Source organism: Enterobacter ludwigii, from assembly GCF_001750725.1.
Lineage (GTDB): Bacteria > Pseudomonadota > Gammaproteobacteria > Enterobacterales > Enterobacteriaceae > Enterobacter > Enterobacter ludwigii.
On the sequence record NZ_CP017279.1, the window covers coordinates 172,541 to 187,560 of the forward strand.

At 52.1% G+C, this 15,020-nt stretch carries 13 protein-coding genes; 9 read left to right on the top strand and 4 right to left on the bottom strand.

Annotation, left to right across the window (positions count from 1 at the left end; translation table 11 throughout):
• Window positions 1–12: 12 nt before the first annotated feature.
• The 3 genes from cyoA to BH714_RS00835 all read right to left on the bottom strand — a co-directional run bounded on the left by cyoA (window position 13) and on the right by BH714_RS00835 (window position 3,540).
• Window positions 13–960: a cytochrome o ubiquinol oxidase subunit II gene (gene cyoA / locus BH714_RS00825; protein WP_008503322.1), complete on the bottom strand. Its 948-nt coding sequence runs from the start codon at window positions 958–960 to the stop codon at window positions 13–15.
• Between the two features lie 479 nt (window positions 961–1,439).
• Window positions 1,440–2,915 carry a muropeptide MFS transporter AmpG gene (gene ampG / locus BH714_RS00830; protein ID WP_025204965.1) on the bottom strand — a complete coding sequence of 492 codons (1,476 nt, stop codon included), beginning with the start codon at window positions 2,913–2,915 and terminating at the stop codon, window positions 1,440–1,442.
• Between the two features lie 46 nt (window positions 2,916–2,961).
• A complete protein-coding gene (locus BH714_RS00835) occupies window positions 2,962–3,540 on the bottom strand; it encodes a lipoprotein (protein ID WP_014168866.1) in 579 nt (192 codons plus the stop codon).
• 304 nt (window positions 3,541–3,844) lie between these two features.
• Here BH714_RS00835 and bolA point away from each other — a divergent pair, with 304 nt between their 5' ends.
• The 9 genes from bolA (at window position 3,845) to BH714_RS00880 (ending at window position 14,208) form a co-directional block, all read left to right on the top strand.
• On the top strand, window positions 3,845–4,162 hold the full coding sequence (gene bolA / locus BH714_RS00840; RefSeq protein WP_013095855.1) for a transcriptional regulator BolA: 318 nt from the start codon (window positions 3,845–3,847) through the stop codon (window positions 4,160–4,162).
• Window positions 4,163–4,492: 330 nt separating this feature from the next.
• Entirely contained in the window at window positions 4,493–5,791 is a 1,299-nt protein-coding gene (gene tig / locus BH714_RS00845; RefSeq protein ID WP_014168868.1) for a trigger factor, read from the top strand.
• A 260-nt stretch (window positions 5,792–6,051) separates the two neighbouring features.
• Window positions 6,052–6,675 carry an ATP-dependent Clp endopeptidase proteolytic subunit ClpP gene (clpP, locus tag BH714_RS00850; RefSeq protein WP_020885210.1) on the top strand — a complete coding sequence of 208 codons (624 nt, stop codon included), beginning with the start codon at window positions 6,052–6,054 and terminating at the stop codon, window positions 6,673–6,675.
• 126 nt (window positions 6,676–6,801) lie between these two features.
• On the top strand, window positions 6,802–8,076 hold the full coding sequence (gene clpX / locus BH714_RS00855; protein ID WP_020885209.1) for an ATP-dependent protease ATP-binding subunit ClpX: 1,275 nt from the start codon (window positions 6,802–6,804) through the stop codon (window positions 8,074–8,076).
• 183 nt (window positions 8,077–8,259) lie between these two features.
• Window positions 8,260–10,614, top strand: coding sequence for an endopeptidase La (gene lon, locus BH714_RS00860; protein WP_014168872.1), 2,355 nt, complete (start codon window positions 8,260–8,262; stop codon window positions 10,612–10,614).
• A 210-nt stretch (window positions 10,615–10,824) separates the two neighbouring features.
• Window positions 10,825–11,097, top strand: coding sequence for a nucleoid-associated protein HU-beta (gene hupB, locus BH714_RS00865; protein WP_002444653.1), 273 nt, complete (start codon window positions 10,825–10,827; stop codon window positions 11,095–11,097).
• Window positions 11,098–11,309: 212 nt separating this feature from the next.
• On the top strand, window positions 11,310–13,181 hold the full coding sequence (ppiD, locus tag BH714_RS00870; protein ID WP_020885208.1) for a peptidylprolyl isomerase: 1,872 nt from the start codon (window positions 11,310–11,312) through the stop codon (window positions 13,179–13,181).
• 148 nt (window positions 13,182–13,329) lie between these two features.
• Window positions 13,330–13,710, top strand: coding sequence for a helix-hairpin-helix domain-containing protein (locus BH714_RS00875; RefSeq protein ID WP_040016787.1), 381 nt, complete (start codon window positions 13,330–13,332; stop codon window positions 13,708–13,710).
• A 99-nt stretch (window positions 13,711–13,809) separates the two neighbouring features.
• Window positions 13,810–14,208 carry a YbgC/FadM family acyl-CoA thioesterase gene (locus tag BH714_RS00880; RefSeq protein WP_014168875.1) on the top strand — a complete coding sequence of 133 codons (399 nt, stop codon included), beginning with the start codon at window positions 13,810–13,812 and terminating at the stop codon, window positions 14,206–14,208.
• A 60-nt stretch (window positions 14,209–14,268) separates the two neighbouring features.
• On the opposite strand, the gene queC is transcribed toward BH714_RS00880, so the two are convergent.
• Window positions 14,269–14,964 carry a 7-cyano-7-deazaguanine synthase QueC gene (queC, locus tag BH714_RS00885; RefSeq protein WP_014168876.1) on the bottom strand — a complete coding sequence of 232 codons (696 nt, stop codon included), beginning with the start codon at window positions 14,962–14,964 and terminating at the stop codon, window positions 14,269–14,271.
• Between the last annotated feature and the right edge of the window lie 56 nt (window positions 14,965–15,020).

Here is a 15,020-nt window from a genome sequence, read left to right on the forward strand (position 1 = left end):
TTCCTCGGCCCCTTAGTGAGCGGTTTCCGCGTGGCTCATGTCCATGCCTTCCATACCTTCGTGTGCGCTATGCTCACCTTCAGGCTGGGTCATGTCCATGCTCTTGCCGTGATCCATAAATTTGCCAATAACGTCTTTGAACAAATCGGGTTTCACGTTAGAGAAGTACTCCACCTTGTTATATTCGCTAGGTGCTGCCACTTTTTCGAACGCCGCCATGTCAGACATGGTGTTTGGAGACTGCTTCGCTTTTTCAACCCACTGGTCGAAAGCGGCACGGTCTGGCGTCGCGATAGCTTTGAACTTCATACCTGAGAAGCCCGGGCCGCTATAGCTGGCGGAGATACCATCGTAGGTGCCTGCTTCATTCGCGATCAGGTGCAGGTTAGTCTGCATACCGGCCATCGCGTAAATCTGGCTACCCAGACGTGGGATGAAGAAGGAGTTCATTACGGAGTTGGAGGTCACTTTGAACTGAACCGGAGTGTTCGCCGGGAAGGCGATTTCATTCACGGTGGCAATGCCCTGTTCCGGATAGATGAAGAACCATTTCCAGTCCATGGAGACCACTTCAATGGTAATCGGTTTTTCATCGTGAACCAGCGGCTTGCTTGGCTCAAGTGCGTGAGTGGTTTTCCATGTCAGTACGGCAAGGAACAGGATGATCAGGATAGGTACCGTCCAGACCACAGCTTCCACTTTATTGGAGTGTGACCAGTTAGGGCTATACTTCGCATCTTTATTGCTCGCACGATACTTCCAGGCGAAACCAACAGCCATCAAAATGGCTGGAATAACCACAATCAACATCAGGCCAAAAGCCGTCAATATCAGTGAACGTTGTTCCAGTCCAATCTGTCCTTTGGGGTCAAGTAGTGCAGAATCGCAGCCACTGAGTAATACAGTGCCTGCGAATAATGACAACCATCCCAAACTTTTATTGTATTTCCTGAGTCTCATTTAACGACCTCAATTCCACGGGAGTCTGGTGGCGTTTAAAGTGTGGGGGCATTTTACGGGAAGGTTACATTACTGTAAACATCATTAGACCTGTGTCAGGAAGGTGTTACCGGGTTCTGCCGCACATGTCACAAGTGTTGCAAATTATGTCGCTTTTTAAGACGTAAGCCGCATGGCATGGGCTTTATAACGAAAGGACCCCCAAGCATACCCTAAAAGGGGCAATTGGTATAACCATTGTGAAAAATAAACAAAAAATTAACAATTAATTATCAATAAAAAGACAACTAAAAAACGAAAAATCAAACTCTCTGATGCTGAATCGTTTAATGAAAAATAGCGTTCTGCAATTGACTCCAATAATTTCCGAATCCTATCCCGCACAAAACAACAAATATTTTTTTTAGCGGCTGGCGGCTATTTCACCGTTATAATTTCGGTTCGTGATTACAACGGGAAATAACCTTTCGGATTTTACTTCAGGTTAACTGCGTTTTACGCAGCGCCATGAAATCGAGCAGCCCGCCAGTCAGGATCCCGGCAACCGCCAGCAGCGCGCCGGCATCCAGCAGAAGCGCTTCGAGAGGCAGTACCAGAGAGGTGGTGGCATTAATAATGAGCACCACGAGCCACAGCACCAGGGCAAAGCAACCCGCCATTAACAGTCGTAACGCAAAACGGTAAGCGCGATGATATTCCGTGCGTGGCATAAAGTGTTCTGTTCGCTGGGTATATTCCAGCGTCTGGCGACAGACCAGTAGCAATAAGAGTCCAGGCACTGCCGCTACCACTGAGAAGAGGTAGAACGTTGGCCAGCCATGGGCTTCAACAAACCAGCCGGCAATCGGCCCGACATACACGCGACCAACGGCGGAAAGCGCCGAGAGCAGAGCGAACTGCGTCGCGGAAAACGATTTGTTGCACAGGGTCATCAGCAGGGCAACAAACGCCGCTGTCCCCATACCGCCGCACAGGTTTTCAAAAAACACCGCGGCGCCCATACTGATCATATGCTTATCCGTCACCGACAGCAGCCAGTAACCGGCGTTCGATGCCCCCTGCAGGATGCCGAAGATCAGCAGTGCGCGAAAGAGCGTCAGACGCTGCATTAATACGCCGCCGTACAGGGCCCCGACAATAGTTGCAAACAACCCGAGCGTTTTGTTCACCACGCCGACTTCGCCGGCATCAAACCCGACCCCGCGAATTAAGAAGGTGGTGGTCAGGCTCATCGCGAAGGCATCGCCGAGCTTATAAAGGACGATTAACAGCAGGATAAGCCAGGCGTTGTTGCGGCCAAAGAAGTCGCGAAGAGGTTCGGCAACGGCCTGCTCCAGAGAACGTGGAACCGGGATCACATCGCTCGGTTCGGGGGCGAGCAGGGTGGCAATAATACAGGGGATCAACAGGGCGGCCATCAGCCAGTACATGCCCTGCCAGCCGAGATAACGGTCGGCCACCCACAGCGCCAGACCACCGGATACCAGCATCCCCAGACGATAGCCCAGCACGCTAATGGCTGCGCCGGCTCCCCGCTCTTCTGCAGGCAACACGTCCGTCTTCCAGGCATCAAAAACGATATCCTGCGAGGCAGAACAGAAGGCGATTACCACCGCAAGGGCGGCCATCCAGCGAAGCTGCGTCGTGGGTTCAAGAAAGCCCATCGCCGCGATTGCGATCAGCAACAGGACCTGGGTCATCACTAACCAGCCGCGACGACGGCCCAGGAACGGCGGGGTATAACGGTCCATCACCGGCGACCACAGGAACTTAAAGACGTAAGCCTGGCCGACGAGGGAGAAGAAACCAATGGTTTTGAGATCGATATTCTCGACGGTCATCCAGGCCTGCAGCGTGCCGGAGGTGAGGGCGAGAGGTAAACCGGAGGCGAAACCAAGGATCAGCAGGATGGCTGATTTAGGTTGCTGGAAAATGCGTAAGTAATGACTCGACATGTTCATATAAAGCTGACCCGGTGAAACACCGGGTCAGGAAGCGGGATTAACGCGCGTTTTGCTTGATGAAGTCGTGGATGCTGGTGTCCTGCGCCATATCGGAAATGGTGTCAGTCAGCACGCTGTTAACCGCGTTAGCAATATTTTTGTTGGACGCCTGGAACGCGCCTTCAACAGAGTAGCTCGCACGGTAGTTTTTGGTCATCTTGTTGCCGTTCTTCGCGGTCGCGATGATGGCGATATCCGCTTTGGTGGAGATGTTGTAGCGAACGTTACCCTGGGACACGTCAGCGTACAGGTTGTTCACGATGATCTGCAGATCAACCGCACCGCTTGGGCCAATCATATAGCCGCGGGAAGTCATCTGTTTCTCGAGCACTTCCTGCAGCAGGAAGCGCAGGTCGCGTGAGGCGGTCAACGTCACCTGCTGGTTGTCGCGGGTCACTTTAGCCAGGGCTTGATCCTGACGCTGATCGGCACCGTTAATGCTCACGGTTACGCCCATCAGGCTAGGATCCTGCTGAGGCAGGGTAATCTTAGGGGAGACATCAATGGTTGTAGGCGGGGTAGCGCAGCCTGCCAGCATAAAAAGTGCTACCAACGGAAAGAAGAGTTTTTTTAACATTTTCAGGTTCTCAACGAATCGTAAGCATTACAGAGAAAAATTGCCGCCATCATAACATCGCTAACGGCCAGGGGAAGTGGTCAACGCATGTAAATTCATCGCCTTGTCCGAAAACTGACCAGCCCCGCCTTTTTCTCCACGCGCGAAGGTCAAAAGGTATGAGTCTCACAGTGAACTTCATTCGTCTGAATGAGAAAATAAGACGAAAGCTAAATATTTGTTGTCTTGTTGTAATGGAAACGGTAAAAGCGGCTAATATTTAAAGGGATGGGTGACATCCTGGCGTTGTCGGAGGAGTGATTTCATGATGATACGTGAACAGATAGAAGATAAATTAAGGGCAGCGTTCAACCCTGTGTTCCTCGAAGTCGTCGACGAAAGCTATCGTCATAACGTGCCGGCAGGTTCTGAAAGCCACTTTAAAGTGGTTCTGGTCAGCGATCGCTTCACGGGAGAACGTTTCCTGAACCGACATCGCTTGATCTACAGCACCTTGACGGAAGAACTCTCCACAACCGTACATGCGCTGGCATTGCACACCTATACCATTAAGGAATGGGAAGGCTTGCAGGATACGGTATTTGCATCGCCGCCGTGTCGCGGCGCAGGCACCATCGCCTGATAAATCGGATTTGCAACGGCTGGAGCTTTTCCAGTATGTTGCATACAGATTTCCTCAAAACGGCCTCCGGGCCGTTTTGTTTTGTCTGAGTTTTGAGCGGATGGTGCGTTTTTAAGGCTAAAAATAGCCTTAAAGTGTGAAAAAAGCCGCAGCAACATGCCCCAACCGTTCTCGACTCACCTAAGTGATGCCGCTATAATGCCGCGTCTTAATGAATGTCTTCGGGATGATTCTGGCGACAGGGAATGTGAATCTGCACTAAGAGAGCATCCCGGTATAACAGACAGATTCAGAGTTGACCGAGCACTGTGATTTTTTTGAGGTAACAAGATGCAAGTTTCAGTTGAAACCACTCAAGGCCTTGGCCGCCGTGTAACGATTACTATCGCTGCTGACAGCATCGAAACTGCTGTGAAAAGCGAGCTGGTCAACGTAGCAAAAAAAGTACGTATTGACGGCTTCCGTAAGGGCAAAGTACCGATGAATGTTGTTGCTCAGCGTTATGGCGCTTCCGTGCGTCAGGATGTGCTGGGTGAACTGATGAGCCGCAACTTTATTGATGCGATCATCAAAGAAAAAATTAATCCGGCCGGTGCGCCGAATTACGTTCCAGGCGAATACAAACAGGGCGAAGACTTCACCTACTCCGTAGAGTTCGAAGTGTACCCGGAAGTTGAGCTGAAAGGTCTGGAATCTATCGAAGTTGAAAAACCTGTTGTTTCCGTGACTGACGAAGACGTTGACGGCATGCTGGACACTCTGCGTAAGCAGCAGGCGAACTGGAAAGAGAAAGAAGGTGCTGTTGACGCGGAAGACCGTGTGACCATCGACTTCACCGGTTCTGTAGACGGCGAAGAGTTCGAAGGCGGTAAAGCGTCTGACTTCGTACTGGCAATGGGCCAGGGTCGTATGATCCCAGGCTTCGAAGACGGTATCAAAGGTCACAAAGCGGGCGAAGAGTTCACCATCGACGTGACCTTCCCGGAAGAGTACCACGCTGAAAACCTGAAAGGTAAAGCAGCGAAGTTCGTTATCAACCTGAAGAAAGTTGAAGAGCGCGAACTGCCTGAACTGACTGAAGAATTCATCAAGCGTTTCGGCGTGGAAGATGGTTCTGTAGCCGGTCTGCGTACCGAAGTGCGTAAAAACATGGAACGTGAGCTGAACGGCGCTGTACGTAACCGTGTGAAATCTCAGGCGATTGACGGTCTGGTAAAAGCGAACGAAATCGACGTTCCGGCTGCCCTGATTGACAGCGAAATCGACGTTCTGCGCCGTCAGGCTGCACAGCGTTTCGGTGGCAACCAGCAGCAAGCGATGGAACTGCCACGCGAGCTGTTCGAAGAGCAAGCTAAACGCCGCGTTGTTGTTGGCCTGCTGCTGGGCGAAGTGATTCGTACCCACGAGCTGAAAGCTGACGAAGAGCGTGTGAAAGGCCTGATCGAAGAGATGGCTTCTGCATACGAAGATCCATCAGAAGTGATCGAGTTCTACGGTAAGAACAAAGAGCTGATGGACAACATGCGCAATGTTGCCCTGGAAGAGCAGGCTGTTGAAGCGGTACTGGCGAAAGCGAAAGTGACCGAAAAAGCGACCTCTTTCAACGAACTGATGAACCAGCAGGCGTAATTTCGCCCCCAGGGTTTAAAGTTTGAACAAAAAACCCGTTGCCTTCCGGCGACGGGTTTTTTTTATCACGGCTTTACCCCAGGAAGAGTGCTAAAACGCCCTTTCAGTGTTAGCGTAACAACAAAAGGTTGTTATGCTTGAAATAGGGCAGTATGAACCCCATAAGTGTGTAATCACGATGATTGAGACTGGCTGATAATCCGTCCGTAAGGTTACAATCAGTACAGCAGGTGTTTTCAATTTTGATCCAGGAGACGGAAATGTCATACAGTGGCGAACGAGATAACTTTGCACCCCATATGGCTCTGGTGCCAATGGTTATTGAACAGACCTCACGTGGTGAGCGTTCTTTTGATATCTATTCCCGTCTGCTCAAGGAGCGCGTTATCTTTTTGACCGGCCAGGTGGAAGACCACATGGCTAACCTGATCGTGGCGCAGATGCTGTTTCTGGAAGCGGAAAACCCGGAAAAAGACATTTACCTGTACATTAACTCCCCGGGCGGCGTGATCACGGCAGGTATGTCCATTTATGACACCATGCAATTCATCAAGCCAGATGTCAGCACTATCTGTATGGGTCAGGCTGCATCTATGGGTGCGTTCCTGTTAACCGCAGGGGCTAAAGGTAAGCGTTTCTGCCTGCCAAATTCCCGCGTGATGATTCACCAGCCGCTGGGGGGTTATCAGGGGCAGGCGACGGATATTGAAATCCACGCCCGCGAAATTCTGAAAGTAAAAGCGCGCATGAATGAACTTATGGCGCAGCATACGGGTCAATCTCTTGAGCAGATCGAGCGCGATACCGAGCGCGATCGTTTCCTCTCTGCCTCTGAGGCTGTTGAGTACGGCTTAGTCGACTCCGTTTTGACCCATCGTAATTGATGCCCGTGACGCGAGTGTGCCGCTATACTCAGGTAGGGCGGCATGTTGCTAAAAGCAGCTTGCGTCTGAAAATGGCATTTGCGTCGTCATGTGCGGCACAAAGAACTTAAAAAGAGGTTTGGACTCATGACAGATAAACGCAAAGATGGTTCGGGCAAACTGCTGTACTGCTCTTTTTGCGGCAAAAGCCAGCATGAAGTGCGTAAACTGATTGCCGGGCCGTCCGTGTATATCTGCGACGAATGTGTTGACTTATGTAACGACATTATTCGCGAAGAGATTAAAGAAGTAGCACCTCACCGCGAGCGCAGCGCGCTGCCAACGCCGCATGAAATTCGTCATCATCTTGACGACTATGTCATCGGTCAGGAGCAGGCGAAAAAAGTGCTCGCCGTGGCGGTATACAACCATTATAAACGCCTGCGTAACGGTGATACCAGCAATGGCGTAGAACTGGGTAAAAGTAATATTCTGCTGATCGGCCCAACCGGCTCCGGTAAAACGCTGCTGGCTGAAACGCTGGCGCGTCTGCTGGATGTTCCGTTCACAATGGCCGATGCCACCACCCTGACCGAAGCCGGTTATGTGGGTGAGGACGTAGAAAACATCATCCAGAAACTGCTGCAGAAATGCGATTACGATGTACAGAAAGCGCAGCGCGGGATTGTTTACATCGATGAGATCGACAAGATCTCCCGTAAATCTGACAACCCGTCCATTACCCGTGACGTATCGGGTGAGGGCGTGCAGCAGGCGTTGCTGAAGCTGATCGAAGGTACGGTTGCAGCCGTTCCACCGCAGGGTGGCCGTAAACATCCTCAGCAGGAGTTCCTGCAGGTTGATACGTCCAAGATCCTGTTCATCTGTGGTGGTGCGTTTGCCGGTCTGGATAAAGTGATCTCTCACCGTGTTGAAACCGGCTCCGGCATTGGTTTTGGCGCGACGGTGAAAGCCTCGTCCGAAAAGCCGAACGAAGGCGAGCTGCTGTCACAGGTTGAGCCAGAAGACTTGATCAAGTTTGGTCTGATTCCTGAGTTCATTGGCCGTCTGCCTGTTGTGGCAACGCTGAACGAACTGAGTGAAGACGCGCTGATTCAGATCCTGAAAGAGCCGAAAAATGCGCTGACCAAGCAGTATCAGGCGCTGTTCAATCTGGAAGGCGTTGAGCTGGAATTCCGTGACGAAGCGCTGGACGCGATTGCCAAGAAAGCGATGATCCGTAAAACCGGTGCGCGTGGCCTGCGTTCTATCGTGGAAGCGGCGCTGCTTGACACCATGTACGATCTACCGTCGATGGAAGATGTTGAGAAAGTGGTGATTGATGAGTCGGTCATTAGCGGCCAGACCAAGCCATTGCTGATTTATGGCAAGCCGGAAGCGCAACAGGCATCTGGCGAATAATTCACCAAATCATACAAGCAGTTAATCAAAAAGGGGGGATTTTATCTCCCCTTTTATTTTTCCGTATACGCGGCGTTGAATGTGTGGGAAACATCCCCATATACTGGATACATGTTAATGGTTATGTGAAGCACAGTGACATGACCAGTTTACCTGGCGGACACTAAACTAAGAGAGAGCTCTATGAATCCTGAGCGTTCTGAACGCATTGAAATCCCCGTATTGCCGTTGCGCGATGTGGTGGTTTATCCGCACATGGTCATACCCTTATTTGTAGGGCGGGAAAAATCTATCCGTTGCCTCGAAGCCGCCATGGATCATGATAAAAAAATCATGCTGGTGGCGCAGAAAGAAGCATCAACGGATGAGCCGGGTGTAAACGATCTTTTCACCGTCGGGACCGTGGCCTCTATTTTGCAGATGCTGAAGCTGCCTGACGGCACCGTTAAGGTGCTGGTAGAAGGCTTGCAGCGTGCGCGTATTACCACCCTGTCTGACGATGGCGAGCATTTCTCTGCCAAGGCAGAGTACCTTGAATCACCTCAGCTGGATGAGCGCGAGCAGGAAGTGCTGGTGCGCACCGCGATTAGCCAGTTCGAAGGCTATATCAAGCTGAACAAGAAAATCCCACCAGAAGTGCTGACGTCGCTGAACAGCATCGACGATCCTGCGCGTCTGGCGGACACCATCGCTGCACACATGCCGCTGAAGCTGGCTGACAAACAGTCCGTGCTGGAGATGTCCGACGTTAACGAACGTCTGGAATATCTGATGGCGATGATGGAGTCTGAGATCGATCTGCTGCAGGTTGAGAAGCGTATTCGTAACCGCGTTAAAAAGCAGATGGAGAAATCTCAGCGTGAGTACTATCTGAATGAGCAAATGAAAGCCATTCAGAAAGAGCTCGGCGAGATGGATGACGCGCCGGACGAAAACGAAGCGCTGAAGCGTAAGATCGACGCGGCGAAAATGCCGAAAGAGGCCAAAGAGAAAGCCGAAGCAGAACTGCAGAAGCTGAAAATGATGTCTCCAATGTCGGCTGAAGCGACCGTCGTGCGCGGCTATATCGAATGGATGGTTCAGGTTCCCTGGAATGCCCGCAGCAAGGTCAAAAAAGACCTGCGTCAGGCGCAGGAGATCCTGGATACCGACCACTACGGCCTTGAGCGCGTGAAAGACCGCATTCTTGAGTACCTCGCAGTCCAGAGCCGTGTGAACAAAATCAAAGGCCCGATTCTGTGCCTGGTGGGACCACCGGGGGTAGGGAAAACCTCTCTGGGTCAGTCCATCGCCAAAGCGACCGGACGTAAGTATATCCGTATGGCGCTGGGTGGCGTACGCGATGAAGCGGAGATCCGCGGTCACCGTCGTACCTACATCGGTTCTATGCCGGGTAAACTGATCCAGAAGATGGCGAAAGTGGGCGTTAAAAACCCGCTGTTCCTGCTCGATGAGATCGACAAAATGTCTTCGGACATGCGTGGCGATCCGGCGTCTGCTTTGCTGGAAGTTCTTGATCCAGAACAGAACGTGGCGTTCAGCGATCACTACCTCGAAGTGGATTACGACCTGAGCGATGTCATGTTTGTCGCGACCTCGAACTCCATGAACATTCCGGCGCCGCTGCTGGACCGTATGGAAGTGATTCGTCTCTCCGGTTATACCGAAGACGAAAAACTGAACATTGCGAAACGGCACCTGCTGCCGAAGCAGATTGAGCGTAACGCGCTGAAAGCCAACGAGCTGACCGTTGAGGACAGCGCGATTATTGGCATCATCCGCTACTACACCCGTGAAGCGGGCGTGCGTAGCCTTGAGCGCGAAATCTCTAAACTGTGCCGTAAGGCGGTTAAACAGCTGCTGCTGGATAAGAGCCTGAAACACATCGTGATCAATGGCGACAACCTGCATGCCTATCTGGGCGTTCAGCGCTTTGACTATGGTCGCGCGGACAATGAAAACCGCGTGGGCCAGGTCACCGGTCTGGCATGGACGGAAGTGGGTGGCGATCTGCTGACCATTGAAACCGCCTGTGTCCCGGGTAAAGGCAAGCTGACCTACACCGGCTCTTTGGGTGAAGTGATGCAGGAGTCGATTCAGGCCGCGCTGACCGTGGTACGCGCGCGTGCGGAGAAATTGGGCATCAACCCTGATTTCTACGAGAAACGCGATATCCACGTGCACGTGCCTGAAGGGGCAACGCCGAAAGATGGCCCAAGCGCAGGTATTGCCATGTGTACCGCACTGGTTTCCTGCCTTACCGGCAACCCGGTGCGTGCCGATGTGGCAATGACCGGTGAGATCACGTTGCGTGGCCAGGTGCTGCCAATCGGTGGGTTAAAAGAAAAACTGCTGGCGGCACACCGTGGTGGGATCAAAACCGTATTGATCCCTTACGAAAATAAACGCGATCTGGAAGAGATTCCGGACAACGTGATTGCCGATCTGCAGATTCATCCTGTGAAGCGAATTGAGGAAGTTCTGACTCTCGCCCTGCAGAATGAACCTTCCGGAATGCAGGTTGTAACCGCAAAATAGTGACCTCGCGCAAAGAGCGTCAATAAAAGTAAGGCTGGTAAGTCATTTCGCACTTGCCAGCCTTTTTTTGTATAGCTAATTTAGATTGCTGATTAGGCCAGCCATCAACAACGGGTGTTGTAAGGTCATGGCAGGCCTGATATAACTGCTGCGCGGTCGCGTTGTGAAGGATTCAGGCGCGATATAAATTATAAAGAGAGGAAGAGAACAGTGAATAAATCTCAACTGATTGACAAAATTGCTGCTGGTGCTGATATTTCTAAAGCTGCAGCTGGACGTGCGTTAGATGCATTAATTGCTTCTGTTACTGAATCTCTGCAGGCTGGGGACGACGTTGCACTGGTAGGCTTCGGTACTTTTGCTGTTAAAGAGCGTGCTGCCCGTACTGGCCGCAACCCTCAGACCGGTAAAGAGATCACCATTGCTGCCGCTAAAGTGCCGGGTTTCCGTGCAGGTAAAGCGCTGAAAGACGCAGTAAACTGATTGCTTTCCCATCTCAGGGAAGCCGAATAGTACAAGGGCGCATCATTTGATGTGCCTTTTTTGTTTGTCCAGGCCTGATTTGTGCGAGTTTATGCGAGTTGTGGGCTGACAATCGCACCGTTTTCTTGTCACAATACGCCTTTACGCGCGACGGGCAGGATTTTCCGTTAGCGTCAGGTAACCAGTCACCTACAGCGGAGTGTTGTTACACCATGATGGACAGCTTACGCACGGCTGCTAACAGTCTCGTGCTCAAGATTATTTTCGGTATCATTATCGTGTCGTTCATATTGACCGGCGTGAGCAGTTACCTTATCGGCGGTGGCGCGAACTATGCCGCAAAAGTGAATGGCCAGGAGATCAGCCGTGGTCAGTTCGAGAATGCTTTTGCCGGTGAACGTAACCGTATGCAGCAACAGCTGGGCGACCAATTCTCTGAACTCGCGGCAAACGAAGGGTATATGAAATCCCTGCGCCAACAGACCCTGAACCGTCTGATCGACGAAGCGCTGCTGGATCAATACGCGAAAAAACTGGGCCTGGGCATCAGCGATGAGCAGGTTAAAAAAGCCATCTTATCGACTCAGGCATTCCAGTCTAACGGCAAATTCGACAATGCGCGTTACAACGGCATCATTAATCAGATGGGCATGACTGCCGATCAATACGCTCAGGCTCTGCGTAATCAACTGACAACCCAACAGCTCATCAATGCCGTCGTTGGCACTGATTTCATGCTCAAAGGTGAGACGGAAGAGCTGGCAGCCCTGGTTGCACAGCAGCGCGTGGTACGTGAAGCGACCATCGATGTGAATGCTCTGGCGGCGAAGCAGCAGGTTAGCGACGCGGACATTAACGCCTATTACGAGCAGAACAAGAGTAACTTCGTTGCTCCAGAACAGTTCCGTGTGAGCTACATCAAGCTGGATGCTGCCGCGCTGCAGGAAACAGCCTCTGACGCGGAAATTCAGTCTTATTACGATCAGCATCAGGATCAGTTCACTCAGCCGCAGCGTAACCGCTACAGCGTGATCCAGACCAAAACTGAGGCAGACGCCAAAGCCGTGCTGGATGAGCTGAATAAGGGCGCTGATTTCGCCTCCCTCGCGAAAGCAAAATCCACCGATATTATCTCTGCTAAAAACGGCGGTGATATGGGCTGGCTGGAAGAGAGCACCACGCCTGACGAACTGAAAAATGCCGGTCTGAAAGATAAAGGCCAGCTTTCGGGTGTCATTAAATCTTCCGTTGGTTTCCTGGTGGCGCGTCTGGATGACATCGAGGCCGCGAAAACCAAGCCGCTGGCTGACGTTCGCGATGATATCGCAGCGAAAGTGAAGCAGGAAAAAGCGCTGGATGCATACTACGCGCTGCAACAGAAAGTCAGTGATGCTGCCAGCAACGACAACGAATCTCTGGCGGGTGCTGAGCAGGCTGCAGGGGTGAAAGCGGTTGAGACCGGCTGGTTCGGTCGTAACAACCTGCCGGAAGAGCTGAATTTCAAACCGGTTGCTGATGCCATCTTCAACGGTGGTCTGGTTGGCGAGAATGGCACGCCGGGCAGCAACTCTGACATCATTACCGTAGACGGCGATCGTGCGTTTGTTCTTCGCGTCAGCGAGCACAAACCAGAAGCGATTAAACCGCTGGCAGAAGTGAAAGATCAGGTGGTTGCTCAGGTTAAGCACAACAAAGCGGAACAGCAGGCAAAACTGGATGCTGAGAAGATTCTGGTTGACCTGAAAGCGGGTAAACAGGATGCACTGAAAGCGGCAGGTCTGAGCTTCGGTGAGCCAAAAACGCTGAGCCGTACCGGTCAGGATCCTGTCAGTCAGGCAGCGTTCGGTCTGAGCCTGCCTGCGAAGGACAAACCAAGCTTCGGTACCACTACCGATATGCAGGGTAACGTCGTTCTGCTCGCGCTGGACGATGTGAAAGCAGGCACGATGCCTGAAGAGCAGAAGAAAGCGATGGTGCAGGGTATTACCCAGAACAATGCCCAGATTGCTTTCGAAGCGATGATGAGCAACCTGCGCACAGAAGCCAAAATCAAGCTCGGTGACGTGATGACTCAGCAGCAATAATTACGTATTTGCTCGCATATTTTCGTAACGCTCTGCAATAACTAAAGGCCGCTTTCGCGGCCTTTTCCATTTCTGCAATCTGCCGTTTGTGCCGGGTTATAACGCTGGATATTGTGGCCTGGCTGTCAACAAACAAGGAGATAACAGCATGAAATGTGGAATCAAGGCTCTGTTCATTACTCTGGCGATTGCCACCACCGGGATGAGCGCAGGTGCGCTGGCGACGACACCTGCGGCGAAAACACCGGCGGTGCAAACCAGGTCTGACGCAGCGGCACCCGCAGCTGGCCAGACGAAAGCCACGGATGCCGGAAAAAGCGCGGATGATGACGGTACGCGAGTCAGTATCAATTCGGCATCGGCAGAGGATCTCGCCCGGGTGATGAATGGCGTAGGGCTAAAAAAAGCGCAGGCGATAGTCAGCTATCGCGAAGAGTACGGTCCTTTCAAAACGGTTGACGATCTTAAGCAAGTGCCCGGTATGGGCGGGGCGCTGGTTGAGCGCAACCTCTCACACCTGACGTTGTAATCACATAATTACTTGCACGGCGGCAAAATTTTGCCAGGATAAAGAGGTCATACCAGTCATGACCTCTTATCCTATAACAACAGTAAAGGCTATTGCGCTATGCAGACAAAAATCAAAGTACGCGGCTACCACATCGATGTTTACCAGCACGTCAACAACGCCCGTTATCTTGAGTTTCTTGAAGAAGCGCGCTGGGACGGTCTGGAAAGCAGCGAAAGCTTTCAGTGGATGACCGCGCACAACATCGCGTTCGTGGTCGTCAACATCAATATCAACTACCGTCGTCCGGCCGTGCTGGGAGATGTGCTGACCATCACCAGCCAGCTTCAACAGTTAAACGGCAAGAGCGGCGTGTTAACCCAGGCGGTGACGCTGGATCCTGAAGGCCAGGCCGTTGCCGACGCGCTGATCACCTTTGTCTGTATTGATCTGAAAACCCAGAAAGCGTTGCCGCTGGAAGGGGAGTTGCGGGAAAAACTGCAGTTGATGATCGTCTAGACGCGTTGTGTTCATGACCCGTGCTGTCGATATTCTGTTCGCCAGCACGGTCAAAGAGGCTTATTTGAGCCCGGTTTTTTTCTTCATCGCCGACATCACGCCCGCTTTGTCGGCCAGATAGTGATTCAGCCCGTTTGCGCGCAGATTACAGGCCGCACACTGGCCACAACCATCACCTTTAATGCCGTTGTAGCAGGTAAGGGTTTCGCTGCGAACCATGTCCAGTTTGCCCCAGTAGTCTGCCAGCGCCCAGGTTTCCGCTTTATCAAGCCACATCAGTGGCGTTTCAAAGCGCGTCTCTTTTGCCATCCCCAGATTCACGGCGTGGTTGAGAGCCTTCACGAACTCGTCACGGCAGTCAGGGTACCCGGAGAAGTCGGTTTCACACACGCCCGTGATCACCGCTTCGGCTTTCACCTGGTAGGCGTAGATCGCCGTCAGCGTCAGGAAGAGAATGTTGCGGCCTGGCACAAAGGTGTTCGGAATGCCGCTGGCATCAGGTTCATAGTCAGGAACGGGAATACTGTCGCGGGTGAGGCTACTGACGGCCAGTTCATTTAACAGCGTAACGTCCAGCACCTTATGCGCGCGCGCGCCCAGTTTCAGCGCCAGTTCACGGGCGACGTCGATTTCAGCGCGATGTCGCTGACCATAATCGAAAGTGACACAGTGAACTTCATCGTACTGATGAAGCGCCTGAACCAGGCAGGTAGTGGAATCTTGTCCTCCGCTGAACACGACGACGGCACGTTTCATAAATCATCTCGACAGTTACGGTAAAAACATCATGTTACCGTCTGACTACGGCGACG